Genomic DNA, 22,034 nt, shown 5'->3' with positions numbered 1-22,034 from the left:
CCTTTGATTCAACGAACGCGGCCAATCCCGTCCAGTGATTCAAGATAGGCTAGCCCCAGACCTGTTGCAAATGGCTAATGGGAATATTGCCAGCCTCGATGGCGCCTACCGGGAAGAAGTCCCTTAGTCGGCTAATTAACGATACTAACGATACGGTCTGGCGGGTCGCCTCTTGTCGCAGCCGGGTCCTGCGCCTAATGTTTAGAAGCAGGCACCGGACAAGGGAAGAGATCGTATGCGCTGCGCAAAGTGCGGGTTCGAGAATCCTGCTGGGGCCAGCTTCTGTGAAGCATGCCGCGCCATGCTGGCACGCACCTGTCCGCGCTGTCGGGCCGAGGCGGGGCCTTCCGCCAAGTTCTGCAGCGAATGCGGCGCGTCGTTGACTGACGGGCCCGCCGGGGCGTCCGTGCAGTCACGCTCCGCTTCAGAGCCGTCCCCGGCGCCTATCCATTACACGCCACACCACCTCGCCGAGCGCATCCGCGCCGAGCAGGCGGCCATGGAAGCCCGCGGCGGGATCGCCGGCGAGCGCAAGACCGTCACGGCGCTATTTGCCGACATGGCGGGGTCCACGGCGCTGGTTCACGACCTGGACCCGGAAGAAGCCCAGCGCCTGATCGAGCCAGTCGTCGCGCTGATGATGGAAGCCGTTCACTACTACGAGGGTTATGTCGCCAAATCGCTTGGCGACGGCATCCTGGCGTTGTTTGGCGCGCCCATCGCTCATGAGGACCATCCGCAGCGCGCGCTGTATGCCGCGCTGCGGATGCAGCATGCGATGCGCCGCCACGGGGACAGGATTCGTCTGGAAAAAGGCATCCCGCTGCAAATTCGCGTCGGCGTCCACACCGGGGAGGTCGTCGTGCGGTCGATCCGTACGGACGACCTGCACACCGATTACGATCCGGTCGGACACACGATCCACATTGCGTCCCGAATGGAAGGGATCGCCGCCCCGTCGTCGATTCTGGTGAGCGAGTCCACGCACAAACTGGCCACGGGCTATTTTGAATTCAAGGCGCTGGGGGCCACGCAGGTCAAAGGCGTCCCCGAGCCACTCGTCGTGTATGAGGTATTGGGTCCCGGCGCGTTGCGCACGCGCCTGCAACTGTCGGCCCATCGCGGCCTTGCCAGATTCGTGGGCCGCCAGATCGAACTGGACCATTTGCATGCGGCGCTGGAGCAGACCAAAGAGGGACGCGGACAGATCGTCGCGGTGGCAGGCGAGGCCGGGGTCGGGAAATCGCGCCTGTTCCATGAGTTCAAGGAGCGCTCCCAGGGCAATCGTGTGCTGCTGGAGACGTTTTCGGTTTCGCACGGCAAGGCTTTCGCCTATTTGCCGCTCATCGAACTATTGAAGAACTATTTCCAGATCACCGCTCGGGACGACGAGCGGCAGTGTCGGGAAAAAGTCATGGGCAAGGCGCTGACCCTCGAACGAAGCTTCGAGGATCTTGTGCCGTACCTTCTCTTTCTGCTTGGCGTCGGCGAGCGAGGATCGGCGCTCGCGGAAATGGATCCGCAGATCCGGCGTGACCGGACCATCGACGCGATCATCGAGCTTCTGACGCGGGAGAGCCTCGACCAGCCGATCGAGTTGTTGTTCGAGGATCTGCAATGGCTGGACCGGGAGACCGAAGCATTCCTCTTGAGCCTCATCGACCGTGTGGTGAATTCGCGGATCCTGCTCCTCGTGAACTACCGGCCGGAGTATCAGCCTGTCTGGGAGCGCGTGGGCCATTGCAGCCAGTTGCGACTCGAACCGCTGGGTCCGGCGGAGGCCCAGGGATTGCTCTCGGCGCTGCTTGGGGACGATCCCACTCTCGTGCCGCTCAAAGAACTCATTCTGGAGAAGACGGAGGGCAACCCTTTCTTCATGGAGGAAGTTGTCCAGACGCTGGTCGAAGAGAAATCGCTGCTTGGCGAACCCGGCCGTTTCCGGATCGAGCATACCCCGGCTGCGCTGCATATTCCGACCACCGTACAAGGGGTGCTCGCCGCTCGCATTGACCGGCTTCCCGTGGCTGAGAAGGATTTGCTGCAGGCCCTGGCAGTCCTCGGCAAGGAGTTTTCGTTCAGTCTGGTCCAGCGCATCTGCGGTGGGCCGGGCGCCCCGACCGATGACGCGCTGCGGGATCTGCTGGCCCGGCTGGAGGCCGCGGAATTCATCTACGAGCGTCCCGCGTTTCCGGAGGTCGAGTATTCGTTCAAGCACGCGCTGACCCAGGAAGTCGCCGGCCGCTCGTTGCTGACAGAGCGCCGTAGCGCCCTGCACGAGCGTGCGGCGCAGGCCATCGAGGCGCTGTTCCCCACCCGTATCGCGGACTACTGGAGCGAATTGGCGCATCACTACAGGCTGAGCGGCAATATTCCGAAGGCCGTGGAGTATCTGCACCGCACCGGGCAACAGGCGCTCGAGCATTCCGCCCATCTGGACGCGATGCGTCATCTCGGCGCGGCGCGGGAATTACTCGAGCATTTGCCCGACACGCTCGAACGCGCCCAACAGGAACTGACGCTACTGCTCTCGCTGGGCCCCGCCTTGACGGCTGTTCGCAGCTATGGCGCACCGGAGGTCGCGGCGGCGTATACGCGCGCGCTGGCGTTGTGCGAACGGATCGGCGAGACATCGAAGATCTTCCCGGTGCAACTGGGGCTGAGGACGTATTACCAGCTGCGCGCGGAATACCGTACTGCGAACGAACTGGGAGAGCGGCTGCTGCGCATGGGACGGCAGGTCGGCAAACCGGCCTTGCTCGTGGAGGCGCATCTCGCGCTCGGGACAAGCCTGTTCTTCCAGGGCGATCTGGAAGCTGCCCGTATCCACCAGGAACAAGCTCTGGTTTTTTATCTCCAGGAAAGACATGACGAGCAGGTCTACGACCACGTGATCGATCCGGGCGTGCGCGCCCTGAACTTCATGGCCTGGACCTTGTGGCATCAGGGATACCCCGATCAGTCAAACAAGCGAAGCCAGGAAGGTCTGGCACTGGCCAGGAAATATACCGGCGGCTCGACCCTGGCGTTGACGTTGGCCTATACGGCGCAACTGCATCTGTTTCGCGGCGATGTGACGCTGACCCGCAAGTACGCGGAGGCCGTCATGTCACTCGCGACCGAGCAAGGGATGTCGTTCTGGCTCGCGTGGGGAACGATTCTGCGCGGCTGGACGCTGGTCCAGCAGGGTAGCCGCGACGAGGGGATTGCGCAGATACGCGAGGGCCTGGCCGGCTACCGCGCGACCGGGGCCGAAATGGGCTACTCGTACTTTTTGGCGCTGCTCGCCGACAGCTACCGGCAAGCGCGAGAGACGGACGCGGGCCTCGGCGCGATCGACGAAGCAATGGCGATGGTGAGTCGTTCGGGCGAGCATTGCTTCGAGGCGGAGTTACATCGGATCAAAGGGCAACTGCTGCTCGACGCGTCGAGCGATCGCATCGGCCATGCTACCCGTGCGGAAGAAGCCGAGGGCTGCTTTCATCAGGCGATCGCAGTGGCCCGCCGTCATGGCGCCAGGTCGTTCGAATTGCGGGCCGTATCGAGCCTCGCCCGTTTGTGGCAATGCCAGGGCAAAACGGCGGACGCTCGCCAGGCGTTGTCCTTGGTGTACGGCAGCCTGGCAGAAGGCTTTGATACCGCCGACATGCGAGAGGCGAAGGCCTTGCTCGATGCGTTGGCGTTGTGCGAAAGGTGAGCGATCGATGGAGACGGGCAATGACAACGAAGAATACAAAACGTCGCGGCGATGACGAGCGCAAGCCGGTCGCGCTGGCTTTGCAGGGGGGCGGGATGCACGGTGCGTTCACGTGGGGCGTGCTCGACCGGTTGCTCGAGGACGGCAGGCTGGCGATTGAAGGGGTGAGTGCGACCAGCGCCGGCTCGATGAATGCCGCCGTGCTCGCGTACGGGCTGCTGAAAGGAGGCGAGGAGGGCGCACGGCAGACGCTGCACGACTTCTGGTACGCCGTGGCGCAATCCGCCGAGCGTTACAACCCATTGCGCTGGATGCCCTGGCTGAAAGGGACGCACAGCTTCGGGTTCGATCATTCGCCGTTATACGCGTTCGCCGACATGGCGCTGCGCATTTTCTCGCCCTACCAGTTCAATCCGAACAATCTCAATCCGCTGCGCGAGGTGCTCGACAGTCAGGTCGACTTCACCGCGTTGCGAAAGCAATGTCCCATCCAGCTGTATCTGTGCGCGACCAACGTCGAGACGGGGAAAATACGCATCTTCACGGGCGAGGATGTCTGCGCGGACGCCGTGCTTGCCTCTGCGTGCGTGCCGACGCTGTTCCAGGCGATCGTCATCGACGGCGAACACTACTGGGACGGCGGCTACATGGGAAATCCGGCCATCTATCCGTTGATTTACCACTGCAAGACGCGCGACGTCGTGATCGTCCACATCAACCCGCTCGTTCGCCGGGGCGTGCCGATCTCGGCTGCCGACATCCTCAACCGCGTCAGCGAAATCAGCTTTAATTCGTCGCTGATGCGTGAGATGCGCGCGATCGCCTTCGTCACCGATCTGATCCAGCAAGGCAAAGTCGATGGTGGCGAGATGAAGGAGATGCTGATCCATTCCATTCGATCCGACGAGGCAATGTGCGCGCTCAGCGTGTCCAGCAAGTACAACGCCGATTGGGATTTTCTTTGCGGACTGCGCGATAACGGGCGGCGCGAGGCCGACGCGTGGCTCACGCATCACTACCGGGACGTTGGGCAACGCTCGAGTATCGACATTCGCGAGGAGTTTCTTTGAGCATGGCGAGTGGATCGGCGCAAAGAAACGCGGTCGTGATGGGTACGGCGCCGGACGGTCACGCGATCCGGACATGGTGGAAAGAGGCGGGAATGAGTCAGACGCAGACGCGCTTCATCGCAGTGTGGTCAAGCAGCGGCGGCTTGCGCGCCGAGGCCGCTTATGACGAGCTGGTGCAGCTTTATGCCGAACCGGCACGTCATTACCACACGCTGCGTCATATTCGCCGCTGCTTGAACTATCTCGACCAGGCGCGTAGCGCGATTCCTCATCCCGATGTCGTGGAACTTGCGCTGTGGTGTCACGACGTAATCTACGTTCCCGGCGCACGGGACAACGAGCAACGCAGCGCGGACTGGTTCCGGCAATGGGCGGATGACCGCATCGTCGTGGGCGAACGCATCTGCGAAATGATCCTGGCGACGAAGCATACGCGTGTGCCGGCCGGATTGGACGATCGCTTTGCCTGCGATATTGACCTCGCTGTACTGGGCGCTCGACGCGACAATTTTCGTGAGGACGGGGCGCGCCTGAGGGCGGAACGTCCCGACCTTGACGACCGCGCCTACGACATGCACGAACGGACGATTCTGGGCAACCTGCTGGCACGCTCACGCATCTATCACACTGATTTTTTCCATACCCTCTGCGAAACGCGCGCTCGGGGCAATCTGATGTGGCGGCTTGGCCTGCCTGTGCCCCACTGACGGTGAGATGGCGGCGGGGTTGGCGGCGGACGGGCAAGCAAGCGGATTTCAGCTGCTGGCGACCGGTTCCCGTCGAGCGCTCCTGCGCAGGAAATCGGCGGGCACACCGAACGTTCGGAGGAACGCGCGGCGCATGCGTTCGCGGTCCGCAAAGCCCGTTTCCTGCGCCACCACGTTAATCGTGTGCCGGCCTTGCTCAATCATGAATCTGGCTGCTTCCAGCCGAAGCTGTTCCACAGCCTTGGCCGGCGACTGACCGGTTTCGGCCACAAAGGCGCGGCTGAACTGACGAGGGCTGAGGTTGGCCACATCTGCAAGCTCCTCGACGGTCAGCGGATTGCGCAGGTTTCGGCGAATATGTGCCAGCACCGATTCGATCCGATCGGACTTCGGCGTCATGTCGAGCAGTGCGGAATGCTGCTTCTGCCCACCTAGCCGACGCTGATTCATGACAAGAAGCCTGGCGACCATTTTCGCGGTATCAGGACCGAGGTCGTTATCGAGCAACGCCAGGGCAAGGTCGATGCCGGCGGTCATTCCCGCTGAAGTCCAGATTGGACCGTCGTTGACGAAGATCCGATCTTCTTCCGTTATGACGTTCGGGAAGCGCGCCCTGAATTCAGATGCATGTGCCCAATGCATGGTCGCGCGCCGGCCATCCAGAAGCCCGGCCTCGGCAAGAACGAATGCACCGCTGCAGATGGAGGTTATTCGTCTCGATGCTTTGGCTGCCTGTTTCACGAACGCAATCATCGTTGCATCGGACGACGGCATTTTCATTTCAGTGATCGAACCCACGATAAGCGTGTCGAATGCCGGATCGCCGAATGCCTCGGTTTGCAATGTCATGCCACCCGAAGATTCGACGGGACCGCCATGTTCAGACAGCAAATGGACGTCGTAGCACCGGCCTGACGGCGGCATGTTCGCTAGCTCGAACACCGTCAGGGCCGCGAGGCTCATTAGCTGAAATCTTGGCGGCACGATGAAGCCGATCCGATGCATATCTATTCCTGCCGTCCGCAATATAAAAGTGACCGTGAACCGGTGCTGTTCGAGTCGCATTCCCAAATGTCAGGCCAACGAGTTCGAGTAGTGGATCTCCTGCGCTCGAATGACAGACGTCATGAAAGGTGGCAACAACGACATCCATCGTAATGGCCCGCGGCGTTAAGGTACAGGCACTTCTCTCATCCGCCTCGCAGTCAACGAAAGGAACACTGTCATGTCGAAAATCATCCGGGCCGCAGCCGTCCAGATCGCGCCCGTCCTCTACAGTCGGGAAGGCACGGTCGACAAGGTTGTCAGGAAAATTCTGGAACTCGGCAAGCAGGGCGTTCAGTTCGCAACCTTCCCCGAGACTGTCGTTCCCTATTACCCGTACTTTTCGTTCATCGAATCTCCATTCGCCATGGGAGCCGAGCATTACAAGCTGCTCGATCAGGCAGTGACTGTTCCGTCGGAGACCACCCGTGCGATTGGCGAAGCGGCGCGCCAGGCCGCAATGGTGGTGTCGATCGGCGTCAACGAACGCGACGGCGGCACGATCTACAACACCCAGCTCCTGTTCGATGCCGACGGCACGCTGGTGCAACGTCGCCGCAAGCTCTCGCCGACTTATCACGAGCGAATGGTCTGGGGAATGGGCGACGGCTCAGGCTTGCGCGCAATCGATACCGCCGTGGGCCGGGTCGGTCAACTGGCCTGCTGGGAGCACTACAACCCGCTTGCGCGCTATGCGCTGATGGCGGATGGCGAGGAAATCCATTCGGCCATGTATCCGGGTTCGTTCGCGGGTGACCTGTTCTCGGAGCAGATCTCCGTCAATATCCGGCAGCACGCGCTGGAGGCTGGCGCCTTCGTTGTCAACGCGACCGCGTGGCTGACCCCCGAGCAGCAACAGCAGATTCTGCACGATACCCATACCAGCGAGGTTGGCCCGATTTCCAGCGGCTGTTTCACTGCCATTATTTCGCCCGAGGGAGAGTACATGGGCGGCCAGCCGCTGCGTGAAGGAGAGGGCGAGATTATTGCGGATCTGGATTTCTGGCAGATCGACAAGCGCAAACGCATGATGGACTCACGCGGTCATTACAGCCGTCCGGACGTCCTCGGGCTGGTGATCGACCGCACGCCGAGGACACACGTGCTGGAGCGAACGCTGCGCGCGCCAGGCGAAGAGCCAGTGAGGGATATCGAAGTACTCGCCTGAAGGTGTGTCGTCTCGCGCAATACGGTCATCGTCATCTCGCCCATGGCATTCACCGGGCAATTTTGCATTCACTACGCTGGAGAAAAAAATGGACTTCAATGATGTCATGCTGGAGCGCAACGCTGACTTCGCTAACACGGGGTTTTCACCTGAACTCAAGATGATGCCGTCGACGGGGACGATTGTCGTCGGCTGCGTCGATCCTCGCGTCGATCCCGCGAGCGTGCTGGGGTTGAAACAAGGTGAAGCGGCGGTAATCCGTAACGTCGGTGGCCGGGTCAACAAATCGTTGCTTGAGACGCTGGCGATCCTCGCCGTCGTCGCGAAAGCGGCGGGACGCCCGGATGGTGCGCGTAATCTCGTCCTGCTACAGCACACGGATTGCGGGATTATCGGCTGCCATAAGCACGCACCCGCGTTGCTCGCGAGGCATATGGGTGTCGAGACGGCCGCGCTCGACGATCTCGCTATTACGGAGCCCTACGAGGCGGTGGCCCTCGATGTCGCAGCGCTTAAAGCAAACCGGGACCTCCCCGATGGCGTGATCGTGTCGGGTCTGGTCTATGAAGTCAAAACCGGCCGGATCGAGACCGTCGTCCCCCCGGCACCTTTGCGGGAGTCCGCGGCTCGATGAAGACAGGTAGCGTGGCTCGCCGCTGGGCGATACGCGTCGACGCGACTGACTTTTCACTCAGCCCGAAGGGGCAAGCGTGAATTCGATAGACGAGACGACCGTCGACCGATACACGCGTCGTCATTGCCAGCGAGGCGCGGACGGTGTGACTTTCATATCGCCTTCGGCCCAGTCCCGAACTGCGTTCGCAAATAATCGAAGGGCTGTGGGTGGGTGGCGATTCGCCGGGTAATAGAGGCAGAGCCCGGGAAACGATGGGCTCCAGTCAGTGAGCAACGCGACGAGCTGCCCCGACCGCAGTTGTTCTGCCGCAATGTATTCCGGAACCCACGCAATACCTATCCCGTTGAGCGCGGCCTCGATCATCAGGTTGAGGTTGCCGAGCGTCATCGGACCATCGACATCGATGCTCGCGCTTTTTCCGCGACGTTCGAGATCCCATCGATACAGGGCGCCGCTCTCGAAACGAAAGCGGATGCAGCGATGTTGCGCAAGATCGTGGGGTGCCTGCGGTGCGGGATGTTGCCGCAAATAGTCCGGCGATGCCACGGCTACGAACCGCATGTCGTCTCCGAAGCGCACGGCGATCATGTCGCGCGGAACGTCTTGTAGTACGCGGATGCCCGCGTCGAATCCGTCGGCAACGATATCGACCAAGCGCGTATCGACGACGATTTCGATATGAATGTCCGGATATCGCGTCAGGAAGCTCGGCAACACACTGCGCACGAGCGGTTTTGCCGCGGACTCAGACGCGCTGATGCGAATCACCCCCGACGGACGGTCACGCGTGGAAGCCGCTTCGCTCACCGCGCCTTGCAGATCGGCGAGGGCGGGACCGACGCGCCGCAGTAACCGTTCTCCTGCCTCAGTGAGCGCGACCGAACGGGTCGTCCGGTTGAACATTCGCACGCCCAGGCGCGCTTCGAACGCGCGCATGGCATGACTGAGCGCCGACGGCGACACGCCCAGGCTACGCGCGGCCGCACTGAAGCTGCGCTGATGGGCAATCTCCACGAAGATCGTCAGATCCGAAAGGCCAGCTTTCTGCATAGTTGAGGAATGTTCATAAGCCTATGCAATTGTAAGCCGATTGTTGAATGCATCGCAGCAGACTAAGCTGGGCCTTCCACATGCCATTTGGCGATCCGAAGGAGATAAAGCAATGCAAAAGCGCAAGCTTGGTAACGGTGGACTCGAGGTCTCGGCTATCGGTCTAGGTTGCATGGGTCTCAGCTTTGGCTACGGGCCGGCCGTCGAGAAAGCCGACGGCATCGTACTCATCCGTTCGGCGTTTGATGCGGGCGTCACGTTTTTCGATACGGCCGAGTGCTACGGCCCGTTCGTCAACGAGGAACTGGTGGGCGAAGCGGTCGCGCCGTTTCGTGATCAGATCGTGATTGCGACGAAGTTCGGGTTCCAGGACGGCAATTCGAAGAACCCGCTCGACAGCCGGCCTGAGCGCATCCGCGCGGTCGCGGAGGCCTCGTTGAAGCGGCTCAGGACCGATCGGATCGACCTCTTCTACCAGCATCGCGTCGATCCGAACGTGCCGATCGAAGATGTCGCGGGAACCGTGAAGGACCTCATCCGGGAAGGCAAGGTCAAGCACTTTGGTTTGTCGGAGGCGGGCGCTCAGACGATCCGCCGGGCTCATGCCGTACAGCCGGTCGCCGCGCTGCAAAGCGAGTACTCGTTATGGTGGCGCGAGCCGGAGCAGTCCGTGCTGCCGACGCTCGAAGAACTCGGTATCGGCTTCGTTCCTTTTAGCCCGCTCGGCAAGGGTTTCCTGACCGGCGCGATCAACGCAGGTACTGAGTTCGCCTCGAACGATTTTCGTAACATCGTGCCCCGCTTTTCCAAAGCGAATCGCAAGGCGAATGCGGCGCTCGTCGACCTGCTCGGCGAGATAGCGGCGGGAAAAGGCGTCACGCGCGCGCAAATTGCACTAACCTGGCTGCTCGCACAAAAGCCAGGGATCGTGCCAATACCGGGCACCACGAAGCTGCATCGGTTGAAAGAGAACGTGGGGGCCGCCGCTGTGGAACTGTCGGCGGACAATCTCGCGGCGATCGAAGCGGCGTTACACGATGTTCAGATTGTCGGAGAGCGCTATCCCGCGCAGATGCAGCAACGCGTTGACCGCTAACGCAAGTCAATCGAACGGGAACAAGGACCAGATATGCAGCAAGTGACTCTGAACAATGGCGTCGAAGTCATTGCGCAAGGAGAGAGTGGTGGAGAACCATCACGTCTTCGACTTCCCGCTTGATGAGTCGGACTTCGCCCTGATCGCCGGACTCGACCTTGGTAAGAGCAGCTTCTTTTCGCATCGAGATCCGGCGATCGTCAAGTGGATGAGCGAGCGGAAGTTGGAGGCATAGCGCCTTCGTCCGATACTTCTGCTGCGTGTCGTGAGACCCGTCGCTGCCCGGAAACGGCTTGCGGTCCGCGTCCCTGCCATGCTGGCGCCTATTGGCGCACAATGATCAACCCACGGGTGCCTGCACCGCAGGTGTGAAGGTGCGCATCACTCGCCAGCGTATGGTCGGAAAATCGCCCGACACAGTGACGCGGACATAGCAGCCGGAGTAACGCCCGGCCGCCCGTGGCCGACTGGTCGCTCGCGAGGATCAGCACGAGTATTGCGACGACGGCCCGGAACGCCGCCGGGTTGTCTCCGCGCTCGGGATGCGCCATCGAAATCTGTCGGACCATCGTTGCTTTTCAGTCCTCCGTTTCCTACTCTGATCGGAGGGGCTCGGATCGATGAAAGTTAGCGAGCCTTGCGCACTCTATTGGAGGTCCGAAGTGTCCTTTGATCGAACTGAGACAGGCGTGGTTTTCATTGACCCGCAAGTCGATGTGTTAAGCAAGAACGGCAAGAACTGGGGCGCGGTGGGAGCAAGCGTGACAGAGAACAAGACGGTAGAAAACATGCTGCGGATCTTCAAGGCGGCAAAGTCCGCGAAATTTGCGGTCTTTATATCGCCCCATTATTTTTTCCCGACCGATCGTGTATGGAAATTCAATGGACCGTTGGAAGCCGATGAATTCGCTACCGGCACGTTTGCGCGTAGTGGTCAGCTGAGTCTGGAAGGTTTCGAAGGCTCCGGTGCTGACTGGCTCGATGAATTCAAGCCTTACATCAACGACGGTGAGACGATTGTTGTAAGTCCGCACAAAGTTTTCGGACCGCAGACCAACGATCTTGTCCTTCAACTGCGCAAGCGGGGAGTGAGAAAGGTGGTACTCGGAGGCATGCTTGCCAACATGTGTGTGGAGTCACATCTGCGTGATCTGCTCGAACAGGGCTTCGAGGTTTTCGTTGTTAGCGATGCCACTGCCGGACCGCGGCATCCTGTTTGGGGCGACGGATACAAGGCGGCGATGATCAACTACGCATTTCTCGCGCACGGCGTGCTGACTACCGACGAGGTGGTGGCTTCAATGGAATGATGCACAAGTAGAAGCGGCTGACAGTCGAATAGACTGTCAGCATAAAAAGCGCGTTTGTCCAGTTGAGATGCCCCGGTATGTTTGCCGGACGGACAGCCGGCTGAGGAGCACGGCAACTCATAGTTTTTCTCAGGGATGGCCGCTGAGCGCCGACGATTAGGCGCCCAGATGATGCCCATTCTGAACCGCACTATGAATGATTGTGGCCATGCTCGCCGCTAGTAGGCCCGATCTGATATTCCTCGTCAGTCACCTTCTCCATCCAGACGACGCTTACGCCATCCAGTGCTTCCTGAACGCCAATGTGGGTCATGGAAGTCGTAGCGGATGCGCCGTGCCAATGCTTGTGACCTGGCGGGCACCAGATCACGTCGCCAGCCCGAATTTCGACGATGGGTTCACCTTCGCACTGAGTCCATCCGCAGCCTGCGGTGACGATCAGCGTCTGTCCAAGAGGGTGGGTATGCCAGGCGCTCCGCGCGCCAGGTTCAAACGTCACGCTCACCACGGAAACGCGCGCCGGCTCTGGCGGAAGGTTCAACGGGTCAATGCGAACAGTACCCGTGAAGTTCGCTTCAGGGCCTTTCATCGAAGGTTGCGAACCTACACGCATGAGTTTCATGATCGATCCTTTTCAGTGTGAGGACATTGCTCAGCGGTTCAGACGTGAAAATAGCGGGGGAGCATCGCGTAGCAGCTTAAGAGCAGTCTATAGGCCGGCGCGCCTGACGATAAGATGGCAAATTGGAAATGCACTTATGCATGGCAGAATCAAAGAGGCGTGGCCGATCAATTTGCGGGCTCCGAAATCCGGCAGCACTTCGCGTTGCCGAGACATGAGATAGACGCGACATGCCAACGCGTCGTATTCAAAAGAACGCTTCGCCACATTTCGATTGGGTGCCGCAACGATCGAGACAAAAGTCGCAGGATTAACCTGTCGGTGGAGTCGAACATATGGATACGTTCCGAAACTATGCATCGCGTCAGTACCTCGACGCTAAAATCAGAACATGGATTGATTTCTTGCGCGAGTCGATCGCACACGCGTTAAGCGCTGACGAGGCCGCTTTCGGAACGACGCTCGTGAAGATCCAGATCGTCGGTCTATCCTGAAGAACCGCACCGTACGCCGCCAGAGTTGAATAGCGACAACGTTACGAACTCCGCGGTGCCGTCATTGAGGATGGAAAGCCGAGAGTACGATCGAGCCGAGTTCATCGAGTATCTCGACATACGGGCGCGGCGTGACCCGAGGGTTGAGTGCGACATGATTGACACCGGCGTCTCGCGCCTGCTCAAGGAAGTCTCTCAACGCACGGCTGCCTATGGCGAACCCGCCGCGAATTCGTGTAAACGGATGATCGGGCTTCGGATGCAAATAAAGGAATCCACCAAAGGCCAGTGGTTTGAATGCGGCCGTATTGGCGGCGGACTGTGTGAGGTTTCGCCATTCTTCTGCGAAGCTGCGCAACTCGGATGGATCCGGAACGAATCCGAGGTAACCATCCATGTTCTCTGCGATCCACTGCAACGTTTGCTGCGAGCGGCCGACGGCAATGGCGGGCGTTCGGCCGTACGGCGGCTTGGGAAGCATATCCAGCCCACCTGGCGATCGTCCGAAGCGCGCCGAGGCGAACTGTGGGAACGCGCGTTCGCTGACATTCCGATAAACGCCGTAAGCGTCTCTGAACCGTTCGCCACGTGTCTCGAAGTCAATGCCGAAGGCGGGATATTCCGACGGCCGGTCACCACTCGACATGCCGATCACAACGCGTCCATCCGTCAGTTGATCGAGCGAATTGACCTGTTTCGCCAACAGCAGCGGTTCGCGCATAGGCAGCACGATGCCCGTCGTGCCGAGTGTGATGTTGCGCGTTGCGGCAGCGAGTTGCGCGATATAGATCAGCGGCTCGAAAATCTGCCCGGCGTCGCCATACGCGGGATCGAAGAACGGAATGTCGCGTGCCCATAATGCTGCGACGCCCAGGCTCTCCGCGCGTTGCGCCATCGAAATGTGGTCGCGCATTGTAGGGTGCGGCATTCCAGGGTGCGTTTCCAACGGCAGAATCAGCCCGACAGTGAGTTCGCGCGGCTGGAATACGCGGCGGTATCCCGGATGCGATTCGAGTCGAATCGTGGTCGCGGCTGTGTCGGTGGGAGCAAGCGTGACGGACATATCCATGGCGTTTCCTCAGAGCGTGGCACGAGATTACGCACTTTTTCGTCTGGGAAGAACGCAGTCGTACAAACAACACTTGATACATGGAGTCAAGAAAGTCCGCCGATATTGGCAACGCGTGGCGTACGCAAAGACAACCACTCCTGGAAGCATTTATTCCATCAAGGAAAAACTGTTGTTCAGCGACAGGCCGTGCCAAACAGCCGCCGCGACCCCTATAGTTCGCTTGGACCGCAAGCCGGTTTTATCAATCAACCTGTGCCAATACTCGATGTGCGCACTACTGCCCTTTATCGATCTGTTCAAACGGCGCCATGGCGGCGCCGCACGGTGTAATCATGAAACGTTTTAGTCTGACCGCGTCGCTATGCATTGCGTCGCTTATGTCGCCGGCAAGTCAGGCGCAAGAACCGCAGCCGTCCGGCTACCACTACACCTTGCCGCTCGACGTCGCTCTCGACGCGGCGAAAGAAGCGATTCGCGTGTGCGAAACGAAGCATTACTGGGTGACCGCGACGGTGCTCGATATGGATGGCGTGCCGCAAGTGGTGTTGCGCGGAGACAGGAGCACGGTACACACCGCCGAATCGAGCATGCGCAAAGCCTTCACCGTCGTGACGCTAGGGCCCGAATTCGGCTTCGACCGGTCGAGTGGCTTTTTCGAATTGATGAAGACGAGTCCGTACGCACCGCAACTCGCGACCGTGCACAACGTCATGGCGTTGCCCGGTGCGGTAGCGTTCAAGGTGAACGGAGAGATGGTGGGCGCGCTCGGTATCGGCGGCGCACCCGGCGGCGACAAGGACGAAGTGTGCGCGGCGGCGGGCGTAGCGAAAGTCGCGGACCGCCTGCCGCACTGAGTCTGCTTCCGGTAACAGCACGCGCTCAGGCGGTCGCGACTCGCGGATCGAAGTCGAACTCGAGCCGGATTCCGCCCGGTTCAAAAATCATCGTGTGCCGCTTCGGGCCGGCACCCAAGGTTTCTGGTGCAAATTGAACTTCGACGCCGGGCCATTTGGACACCTTCGAGAACACGTCTTCGAGCGCTGCTTCACTGCCGACGCGCAGCGCCAGGTGGTGCAGGCCCACGTTCGTTTTGCGGTCGAATTCCACGCGGCCCGCCTGATTCTGGACTTCCCACAGCGTCAGCATCACCTGCCCGTCAGACACGAATGCAGCCGGATAGTCCGGCTTCTCGCCAATTTGCGTCCATCCCAAACAATTGATGAAAAAGTCGCGAGTGAGATTCAGATCGCGAACGGTCAAGCCGATGTGATCGATGCCAAGTGTCAGCGGTTTCGCAGTCATTTCGAGCCTCCGGGTTGTGGTGATGATGCTACCGCAGAAAAGCAATGTCGATCGATGGCGCGCGGGGCGGCGCGATCAGATCGCGATTGATCGAGTCGGGACGCTCATTCGTGCATTGCGAGCCAGTCGTTGCGTACATTCACGCGCACCCGGTAAACGATGTGTTGATCGATCTGGGGTTAACCCCGACAACATTGAAGCATAGACCATTTACCGCTTCAGACAACTGAGTGTGTTGCAGGCAGGTTCAACATTTATCGAGGTGTTTGCCATGAAACCAATTATCCGTGGAGTCCTTATTGCCAGCGCGCTTGTGATCCCTGTTGCGTCGTTCGCTCAGTCGACGGAACACACGACACGTGCGCAGGTCCGCGCAGAACTCGTGCAACTCGAGAGCGTGGGTTATCACGTCGGTGACGGCGATCCGACGCACTATCCTGATGCAATCCAGGCCGCCGAAACGAAGGTGGCGGCGCGCGATGCATCGACGAGCAACTACGGCGGCGCGCGTGGCGACACGTCCCAGTCGGGTGGCGGCGTGTCGGCTGCGGACTGGAATGCCATGTATAGCCGCTGAGCGTTCGATAGTCCTCCTGAACCAGGCGCGGCCGTCGCGGCCTGCCGTCCTGGTTTGCGCTGGGCGCGCATCCATAAAGTCTGACGCGGACCCAAAGAACGACTATAAGAAATCTTGGTCGGCGGCCATAACTCGATTACTCTTTTCATTGCAATCGCGTAGGCGGCCGGCCGCGCGACGGCGATGCCCATGAGCCGTTGGAGGAGACGCCGCGATGAGCAACGAGTCAGGGCTGGAAGGCGGTACGCCCGCTCCTCAGTCGTCCGCGGATGGAAGCCGTGTCGACGACGGCGCGCTCGCAGACGACCCGGCCGTGCGCGATCACCCGCGTTACCAGCAGATGTTTCCGGTGCTCACGGATGCTGAAGTCGACCGGGTGCGCCGCTTCGGCAGCTTGTGCCGCTACGTCAAAGGCGAATTGCTCTACCGTGCGGGAAGTCTCTGCCCCGGCATGTTCGTCCTGCTGTCGGGCAAAGTCCGGATAGTCGGCCGTGATGGCCTCGGCCACGAACGGATCATTCACACCTATACGCAGCGCGGCGAATTCACCTCGGACGTCACCCAGCTCTCGAGTAAGCCCGCGGTTGTCGACGCGCATGTCGTCGAAGATGTCGAAGCGGTGTTGGTGCGGCCCGACGAACTCAGCGCCATGATGATCAGTGAAGCCGATCTTGGCGAAAAGATCATGCGCGCACTGATTCTGCGGCGAGTCCTCGTGATAGAGCGCGGACAAGGGGTCATTCTTGTCGGCTCCTCCCATCACCCACAACTTCTCGCGTTGCAGAATTTCCTGCGCCGTAATGCTTTTCCGAACATGACGCTCGATGCAGAGCAGGATGCCGAAGCCATTGCGCTGCTTGAGCGCCTGACGCCGCAGCCCGATGACTTCCCACTTGTCGTTTGTCCGAACGGTACTGTGCTGAGAAATCCCGACGAGGGGCAACTCGCATCTTGCCTCGGACTGATTCCCGAGTTCGATCCGGCGCACGTCTACGATGTGGCGATCGTCGGTGCTGGGCCGGCGGGACTTGCCGCGGCCGTCTACGCTGCATCCGAGGGCCTGTCGGTGGCGGCGCTCGACTGTCGCGCACCCGGCGGCCAGGCCGGTACGAGCGCACGTATCGAGAACTATCTGGGCTTTCCCACCGGCATCACCGGTCAGGCGCTCGCGGGCCGCGCGTTCGTCCAGGCGCAGAAGTTCGGTGCGCATATTGGCATCCCGTGCGAGGTCAAGGCGTTGTATTGCCACAAGCAACCGCCAGTCCTGGAGCTTGCCGATGGCCGCCGCATTACCACGCGCACTGTGGTTATCGCCAGTGGTGCAGAGTATCGGCGACCTGTCGTCGAGGACCTTCCGCGCTTCGAACGCTGTGGCGTTTATTACTGGGCTACGCCGATCGAGGCGAGGCTGTGCCGCAAGGAGCCGGTGTTGCTGCTCGGTGGCGGCAATTCCGCAGGGCAGGCGGCGGTGTTTCTGGCATCACACGCCGAGCATGTGCATATGTTCATTCGCGGCGCGAGCCTCGCGCACAGCATGTCGCACTATCTGGCCGAGCGTGTCGCGTCGCTGCCGAACGTGACGCTTCATACGCATATCGAACTGACCGCGCTTGAGGGGGCGGCGCGCCTCGAGCGCGTGCGCTACCGCGGTGCCGGCGGCATTGAAGGAAGCATGACGGCACATCATCTGTTCGTATTCATCGGCGCGGAACCGAATACGGAATGGCTCAAGACGTGCAGCGTGTCGCTCGACAGCAAAGGGTTCGTCTTGACGGGGACTGATCTTGGGGAAGCCGGCGTCCATTCGATGCCGCTGCAGACGAGCGTCGAAGGTATCTTTGCGATCGGCGATGTTCGTTCAGGATCGACCAAGCGTGTCGCGTCGGCAGTGGGTGAGGGCGCGGCCGTGGTGGGGCAGATTCACGGTTTCCTGGCCGATGCGCGGTGACCTTGTTCCCGCATACTCGACATCTCGTTCAGACGAGCTCGCCGATATCAATCGTATTCGGGCCGACGATGCCATTCGAACTAGCAGCCTTCATATTTCAGCTGACGCCTTTCAGCAAATGCGGCGACGCCTTCGGTCGCATCATTGGTGAGCGGTAAATTGCGCTGACATGATGAGCCATTTCGCTAATTGACCGACGACGCACCGCCGCGATGGCGCTTACGCGCGAAGAGCGCGTGATCGTTTCGGCAAATCTGGCTTGCTCTCTGCGGGGCTTGGACTCTGGACGCGGTGGGGGCTGAGACGGCGCTGACTCGCTGATTTGCTACTACGTGAATGCGTCAGTGGAAAAGAACCTCACTGACAATACGAAGTGTATACGGGTTTTAACGACCAGCATCCTGAGGCATGGGCGAAATATAAAGCCGGCTGGTCACGAGCATCACCACTGCCAACACGACAATCCCGGTGAGAATGCCGGATAGCCGCATGAGCGCCGGTAACGGATCGGACGACCAATGGTGATCCTGGACAAACACCATGATGAACGCGATGGTGAATTGCCGGCCCACGTAGCTTGCTCCTTCTCGTCCCGTTTGCACGTGACATCCTGCCCACACGCCGATGGACAGCGCGAGCATGCATAGGATTGCTTGCCCCTGCATCAGAGGGAGCAGCGCCACACCGATCACACCGGCCAGCAGGCAGCCGGCCACGCGCTGTACCATCTTTTCCATGACCGGCTGTTGCGTTCTGTCTGCTGCCAGGCCCGGCGGCACGATCAACACCGCGATCGCCGTGACCATGGCTTGCGCGAAACCCGGCAGATGCAGAACGTAAGTCAGGGATGCAAGGATTGTGATGGACAGCGCGGCTTGCAAGCACAACAGCATGCGGGTCGAGCGCGCCGATTCCAGTGGCGGCGTCAAATCCGCAGCGGAAGTCACACCGGACTCGCCCGCCACGCGAGCGGTTGAAGCCTCCAAGGGCGTCCTGTTCCTTCGATACCACTTCGGCCCGAAATGAAATACGCTCGCCACCAGCAGGCAAGCGAGTGTTCCAACCGCGACCTCGGCGACTCGCAGCGCCGCAAATAATGCGGTCGCCCGGACGGACGCGAACTTGTGCGCCTCGTACGTCACCATCAGGGCCGTCACGCCGCCCAGAATCCAGGCGTAGGCCGCTTTGGACCCGTTGGCTCGATACACCGCGACAGCGCCGATCGCCCCCAGCGCGGGCACAAACACCCACGGGCGGTCACCGATCCAGGGCCCGGCGATGGTCCCGAGCGCGGCGCCTATCACCGTGCCTATGATGCGGTGTGCGGCACGCTGCACGGAGCCGGCAAAACTCGTTTGCATGACCGCGAAGCCGCTGATCGCGGCCCACCACGTGTCCGATAGATTCAACGCGTTTGCCAGCGCCACAGAGAGCGCGACTGAGAGCATCGCCTGGGCCCCAAATGTCGCGCGCGCTCTGGAAGCCTTCCAGGCCGCCAGTTCACGCCCGAGCCCGAAGATGGCCGTGTGGCAGAGTTGAGCAAGCGTGCCGACGAGCGTCATCTACGCCACCGCACTCGAAACGAGGAGCCCAAGCACAATGGCGGAAAAGACAGAGTGATCCATGTGGAACCGGTCTCCTTTTATCGCGCGGGCTATGACACTGATGTCGGGTCATCCTCGCAGCCATGCTGCAGATTATATGGCTGGTGGCACGAGAGGCCACGCGTTATCACACGCGCGGCCCGACGGATCCGAATGGGCGGCTGATGCGGGGTCCAAGGGGCACGTCAGACGGGTGACGCGAAACGGCTCGTCGTTTTCTCCTGATTCCTGCGCGTTACGAAGCGGACGTGCCCGCTAGCGCAACTTGCCGAACAGGACGGGCCGGAAGTTGCCAAGCGTCGCGCAGCAGCCTCAGGAACTCGGCTTCGCGATCGCAGTGGCCACGATCCGCCATGACGGCTTCGCTGCACAGTTCCATGATGTCGCGACGGAGTCGCCGATCCTGCACATCAGCCGCGAGCCAGGCGAGCGTCGTGGGATCGACCTGACAAATGTCGCTCCAACTCAGATACCCGGAGCGCGTCAGGTCTTCGTACAGCGTTTGCACGATCGAGAGCAATCGGTATCGATTCAACAACAGGCGCCTTTCCATGCCGCAGCGATCGAGCGCGTCGAGTTCGGTGAGGCTGAGGTGTCCATCGATTAGCAGGCATGCTGCCAGGATGCGGCCCGCTGCCTCGGGACTGTTGCATTGATAGTGACGCATTTGCTACTCCTTTCCATATCGGCAAGAACGGCGCGGCGAAATGAACCCTGAGATGATCCGGGCGAATCGCCGTGACAATTCAGTTAATCTCGCGCATTCACTAACTGAGGAAAACGAAATGATTGGGTGTGTCATGTGGTGGGTTGGGGTTCATTGGCGGAGGCATTCCGGCGACCGCTCAGCCGCCGGTCAGCGATGAGAGTGATGACCGATTGGAGCGCGGCGTGGCTCGACCGCGGGTCGCCTCGCACGATCATTTCGATTGCGGTGCGGTCTGCTTTTCCCTGTTCAGTAAGCGGCACGCGATCTGCCACGACGATGCGAATCCGCCTGGCGACCAAAGGGCCGAGGGCGATTTCGAGCCTGCGCATGCATCGCGCAACGTCCGCCTGCCCAGCGACCCATGGTTCGATCAGCGCGTTCCATCCGTGTTCGCCGACAGCCTTGTTTGCGGCCAGCGCCACGGCGTAGCGAACGTCAGGTAAGCGGCACAGGACATCTTCGATATGGGTTGGGCCAATCGTCAGTCCATCGATTTCCGCGACATCGGCCGCGCGGCCGAGAACGTGCAGATTGGCTGCTTCGTCGATGAAACCGACGTCGCCGGTCAGGCACCAGCCGTCCTGAAACTTTTGAGCCTCGTCGACCGGCTGATGGTAGTAACCGTCCGCCACAGCGGCCGACTTCACTTCAATGTTTCCGCACTGTCCCGCACGCGCCAGCGTTCCATCGGCGCCGCGCAAACGTACCTCGACGCCAGGTCGAATACGGCCCGCGCAACCCAGCACGTCCGGATTCGCCTCGTACGCGGATGGCGGAAGAATGCTGACGAGCCCGGTTTCGCTTGCACCGTACAGATGGGTGAGCACAGGACCCAGACGCGCGATCGCGCGTTGCCGCAATATCGCAGGCGCCGACCCGCCAATGTGCGCAATGGCGCGCAGCGACGACAGGTCGCGCCGGCCGGCGTCGGGGTGGTCCATTGTTTCGAACAGCTGCGGCTCGACGAGAAGCACGTCGGTGATGCGTTCCGATTCGATCGTCGCGAGCGTCTCCGCGGGACCGTACCGACGCTTCAGCACGACCGTGCCGCCACCGATTAGCGTGGTGTCGACGAGCACTTGCGACAGGTAGGCGAGCGGGCCATTGATAAGCTGACGCCGGTCTTGGTCGTGCGCTGCGCAGACCATCGTCGAATACGTCGCGAAGGACCGTCGGCTGCATTTCGGCACACCCGTCGTGCCGCCCGACGAGACGACGACTGCGAGGTCATCGGCCCTCAGTCGTCTGCGCAACGGCAGATCCGACAGCACTTGCGCGAGCTTGTCCAGGCGCGAAGACGCGGGACCGACGCCGACGAAGACCACGTGGCTCTCGACCGCAACGGGAATGAGGTGAAGCGTTTCCGGGAAGGCCACGAGAAGCGTCGGTTGGACGCGGGCCAGCAAGGCTGCGCGCCGTTCGGCGTTCGCAGACGCTGGCACGAACATCGTAGCCGCGCCAAGGAGGTTTGCTGCGTAGCGAATCGCAAGCGCGTCCGGGCAATTGGGGGCGAGCAGTGCGACCAGGGAGCCCCGGCCGATGCCAAGCACCGCAAGCGCCCGCGCATAGCGAAATATTGCGCTTCGCAGGGTCCTGCCCGTTACGTCATGGTCGAGATAGCGCAGTACTGCCCGATCAGATTGACTTTCCAATTGATCGAGCAGGGCGTCAACATAGGGCCGAAAGGCTGCTTTTCCGTCGTTCTCCACGATTGCTCCCTTTGAGTGATGCGTGATTCGATGCGCGAATCAGGCTGTGGTGTTCACGCATTATGGGTTTGCAAAATGAGCGGAGAATTAGCGGGTGCGGAGGCGGCGCGCTGCCGTTGAATCGTGAAAGCCGATGTAGATGTCGAACTGGGTGGACGGTCCGCCTCGGGCCCGTCAACGGCCATTCGCTAAATGCTCCCTGCAACAGTGCTTGGACAATT

General features: G+C 60.8%; 18 protein-coding genes and 1 pseudogene. 11 read left to right on the top strand and 8 right to left on the bottom strand.

Features of this window, described 5'->3' with window-relative positions:
- Window positions 1-235 precede the first annotated feature (235 nt).
- From HF916_RS22590 to HF916_RS22580, 3 genes are all read left to right on the top strand, one after another.
- The gene (locus HF916_RS22590; RefSeq protein WP_168791020.1) at window positions 236-3,694 is read left to right on the top strand and encodes an adenylate/guanylate cyclase domain-containing protein; all 3,459 of its coding nucleotides are present in this window, start codon (window positions 236-238) and stop codon (window positions 3,692-3,694) included.
- 20 nt (window positions 3,695-3,714) lie between these two features.
- Window positions 3,715-4,764: a patatin-like phospholipase family protein gene (locus HF916_RS22585; protein ID WP_168791019.1), complete on the top strand. Its 1,050-nt coding sequence runs from the start codon at window positions 3,715-3,717 to the stop codon at window positions 4,762-4,764.
- A gap of 92 nt (window positions 4,765-4,856) precedes the next feature.
- Window positions 4,857-5,471, top strand: a complete 615-nt coding sequence (locus HF916_RS22580) for an HD domain-containing protein (protein WP_168792116.1) — start codon at window positions 4,857-4,859, stop codon at window positions 5,469-5,471.
- 48 nt (window positions 5,472-5,519) lie between these two features.
- Here HF916_RS22580 and HF916_RS22575 read toward each other — a convergent pair whose 3' ends face one another.
- Complete coding sequence (locus HF916_RS22575) at window positions 5,520-6,476, bottom strand: GlxA family transcriptional regulator (protein WP_168791018.1); 957 nt, start codon at window positions 6,474-6,476, stop codon at window positions 5,520-5,522.
- 220 nt (window positions 6,477-6,696) lie between these two features.
- Between HF916_RS22575 and HF916_RS22570 the strand changes: the two genes are divergently transcribed.
- Complete coding sequence (locus tag HF916_RS22570; RefSeq protein WP_168791017.1) at window positions 6,697-7,683, top strand: nitrilase-related carbon-nitrogen hydrolase; 987 nt, start codon at window positions 6,697-6,699, stop codon at window positions 7,681-7,683.
- Window positions 7,684-7,771: 88 nt separating this feature from the next.
- Window positions 7,772-8,317 carry a carbonic anhydrase gene (locus HF916_RS22565; RefSeq protein ID WP_168791016.1) on the top strand — a complete coding sequence of 182 codons (546 nt, stop codon included), beginning with the start codon at window positions 7,772-7,774 and terminating at the stop codon, window positions 8,315-8,317.
- A 120-nt stretch (window positions 8,318-8,437) separates the two neighbouring features.
- Here HF916_RS22565 and HF916_RS22560 read toward each other — a convergent pair whose 3' ends face one another.
- The gene (locus HF916_RS22560; RefSeq protein WP_168791015.1) at window positions 8,438-9,370 is read right to left on the bottom strand and encodes a LysR family transcriptional regulator; all 933 of its coding nucleotides are present in this window, start codon (window positions 9,368-9,370) and stop codon (window positions 8,438-8,440) included.
- 112 nt (window positions 9,371-9,482) lie between these two features.
- On the opposite strand from HF916_RS22560, the gene HF916_RS22555 reads away from it, so the two are divergent.
- From HF916_RS22555 to HF916_RS22545, 3 genes and pseudogenes are all read left to right on the top strand, one after another.
- Complete coding sequence (locus tag HF916_RS22555) at window positions 9,483-10,466, top strand: aldo/keto reductase (protein ID WP_168791014.1); 984 nt, start codon at window positions 9,483-9,485, stop codon at window positions 10,464-10,466.
- A 61-nt stretch (window positions 10,467-10,527) separates the two neighbouring features.
- A pseudogene (locus tag HF916_RS22550) lies at window positions 10,528-10,701 on the top strand (aldo/keto reductase); the annotation flags it as partial.
- Window positions 10,702-11,086: 385 nt separating this feature from the next.
- Window positions 11,087-11,776, top strand: a complete 690-nt coding sequence (locus HF916_RS22545) for a cysteine hydrolase (RefSeq protein ID WP_431311409.1) — start codon at window positions 11,087-11,089, stop codon at window positions 11,774-11,776.
- A gap of 190 nt (window positions 11,777-11,966) precedes the next feature.
- On the opposite strand, the gene HF916_RS22540 is transcribed toward HF916_RS22545, so the two are convergent.
- Window positions 11,967-12,398, bottom strand: a complete 432-nt coding sequence (locus HF916_RS22540; protein WP_168791012.1) for a (R)-mandelonitrile lyase — start codon at window positions 12,396-12,398, stop codon at window positions 11,967-11,969.
- 555 nt (window positions 12,399-12,953) lie between these two features.
- Window positions 12,954-13,961: a TIGR03571 family LLM class oxidoreductase gene (locus HF916_RS22535; protein ID WP_168791011.1), complete on the bottom strand. Its 1,008-nt coding sequence runs from the start codon at window positions 13,959-13,961 to the stop codon at window positions 12,954-12,956.
- Window positions 13,962-14,296: 335 nt separating this feature from the next.
- Here HF916_RS22535 and HF916_RS22530 point away from each other — a divergent pair, with 335 nt between their 5' ends.
- Window positions 14,297-14,818 (top strand): GlcG/HbpS family heme-binding protein, encoded by a 522-nt coding sequence (locus HF916_RS22530; protein ID WP_041759553.1) that lies wholly within the window; start codon window positions 14,297-14,299, stop codon window positions 14,816-14,818.
- 25 nt (window positions 14,819-14,843) lie between these two features.
- On the opposite strand, the gene HF916_RS22525 is transcribed toward HF916_RS22530, so the two are convergent.
- The gene (locus HF916_RS22525; protein ID WP_168791009.1) at window positions 14,844-15,266 is read right to left on the bottom strand and encodes a VOC family protein; all 423 of its coding nucleotides are present in this window, start codon (window positions 15,264-15,266) and stop codon (window positions 14,844-14,846) included.
- A gap of 271 nt (window positions 15,267-15,537) precedes the next feature.
- Between HF916_RS22525 and HF916_RS22520 the strand changes: the two genes are divergently transcribed.
- Window positions 15,538-15,843: a DUF4148 domain-containing protein gene (locus HF916_RS22520; RefSeq protein ID WP_168791008.1), complete on the top strand. Its 306-nt coding sequence runs from the start codon at window positions 15,538-15,540 to the stop codon at window positions 15,841-15,843.
- A gap of 214 nt (window positions 15,844-16,057) precedes the next feature.
- Window positions 16,058-17,791, top strand: a complete 1,734-nt coding sequence (locus HF916_RS22515) for an FAD-dependent oxidoreductase (RefSeq protein WP_168791007.1) — start codon at window positions 16,058-16,060, stop codon at window positions 17,789-17,791.
- Window positions 17,792-18,177: 386 nt separating this feature from the next.
- Here the strand turns inward: HF916_RS22515 and HF916_RS22510 are convergent, their stop codons facing one another.
- The 3 genes from HF916_RS22510 to HF916_RS22500 form a co-directional block, all read right to left on the bottom strand.
- On the bottom strand, window positions 18,178-19,353 hold the full coding sequence (locus HF916_RS22510; RefSeq protein WP_168791006.1) for an FUSC family protein: 1,176 nt from the start codon (window positions 19,351-19,353) through the stop codon (window positions 18,178-18,180).
- A 277-nt stretch (window positions 19,354-19,630) separates the two neighbouring features.
- Window positions 19,631-20,062: a TerB family tellurite resistance protein gene (locus tag HF916_RS22505; RefSeq protein WP_168791005.1), complete on the bottom strand. Its 432-nt coding sequence runs from the start codon at window positions 20,060-20,062 to the stop codon at window positions 19,631-19,633.
- Between the two features lie 131 nt (window positions 20,063-20,193).
- The gene (locus HF916_RS22500) at window positions 20,194-21,813 is read right to left on the bottom strand and encodes a class I adenylate-forming enzyme family protein (protein ID WP_168791004.1); all 1,620 of its coding nucleotides are present in this window, start codon (window positions 21,811-21,813) and stop codon (window positions 20,194-20,196) included.
- Window positions 21,814-22,034: the final 221 nt, after the last annotated feature.

Origin of the sequence: Paraburkholderia aromaticivorans (assembly GCF_012689525.1) — a bacterium.
Classification (GTDB): Bacteria; Pseudomonadota; Gammaproteobacteria; order Burkholderiales; family Burkholderiaceae; genus Paraburkholderia; species Paraburkholderia aromaticivorans_A.
The sequence above is the reverse complement of the archived record's forward strand: the minus strand, read 5'-3'. Positions and strand labels throughout refer to the sequence as shown.

What these genes read in the sequence shown, in the direction of transcription:
- HF916_RS22590 (WP_168791020.1), top strand. Translation starts at nt 236, where the DNA reads ATGCGCTGCGCAAAGTGCGGGTTCGAGAATCCTGCTGGGGCCAGCTTC.
- HF916_RS22585 (WP_168791019.1), top strand. Translation starts at nt 3,715, where the DNA reads ATGACAACGAAGAATACAAAACGTCGCGGCGATGACGAGCGCAAGCCG.
- HF916_RS22580 (WP_168792116.1), top strand. Translation starts at nt 4,857, where the DNA reads ATGAGTCAGACGCAGACGCGCTTCATCGCAGTGTGGTCAAGCAGCGGC.
- HF916_RS22575 (WP_168791018.1), bottom strand. Translation starts at nt 6,476, where the DNA reads ATGCATCGGATCGGCTTCATCGTGCCGCCAAGATTTCAGCTAATGAGC.
- HF916_RS22570 (WP_168791017.1), top strand. Translation starts at nt 6,697, where the DNA reads ATGTCGAAAATCATCCGGGCCGCAGCCGTCCAGATCGCGCCCGTCCTC.
- HF916_RS22565 (WP_168791016.1), top strand. Translation starts at nt 7,772, where the DNA reads ATGGACTTCAATGATGTCATGCTGGAGCGCAACGCTGACTTCGCTAAC.
- HF916_RS22560 (WP_168791015.1), bottom strand. Translation starts at nt 9,370, where the DNA reads ATGCAGAAAGCTGGCCTTTCGGATCTGACGATCTTCGTGGAGATTGCC.
- HF916_RS22555 (WP_168791014.1), top strand. Translation starts at nt 9,483, where the DNA reads ATGCAAAAGCGCAAGCTTGGTAACGGTGGACTCGAGGTCTCGGCTATC.
- HF916_RS22545 (WP_431311409.1), top strand. Translation starts at nt 11,087, where the DNA reads ATGAAAGTTAGCGAGCCTTGCGCACTCTATTGGAGGTCCGAAGTGTCC.
- HF916_RS22540 (WP_168791012.1), bottom strand. Translation starts at nt 12,398, where the DNA reads ATGAAACTCATGCGTGTAGGTTCGCAACCTTCGATGAAAGGCCCTGAA.
- HF916_RS22535 (WP_168791011.1), bottom strand. Translation starts at nt 13,961, where the DNA reads ATGGATATGTCCGTCACGCTTGCTCCCACCGACACAGCCGCGACCACG.
- HF916_RS22530 (WP_041759553.1), top strand. Translation starts at nt 14,297, where the DNA reads ATGAAACGTTTTAGTCTGACCGCGTCGCTATGCATTGCGTCGCTTATG.
- HF916_RS22525 (WP_168791009.1), bottom strand. Translation starts at nt 15,266, where the DNA reads ATGACTGCGAAACCGCTGACACTTGGCATCGATCACATCGGCTTGACC.
- HF916_RS22520 (WP_168791008.1), top strand. Translation starts at nt 15,538, where the DNA reads ATGAAACCAATTATCCGTGGAGTCCTTATTGCCAGCGCGCTTGTGATC.
- HF916_RS22515 (WP_168791007.1), top strand. Translation starts at nt 16,058, where the DNA reads ATGAGCAACGAGTCAGGGCTGGAAGGCGGTACGCCCGCTCCTCAGTCG.
- HF916_RS22510 (WP_168791006.1), bottom strand. Translation starts at nt 19,353, where the DNA reads ATGACGCTCGTCGGCACGCTTGCTCAACTCTGCCACACGGCCATCTTC.
- HF916_RS22505 (WP_168791005.1), bottom strand. Translation starts at nt 20,062, where the DNA reads ATGCGTCACTATCAATGCAACAGTCCCGAGGCAGCGGGCCGCATCCTG.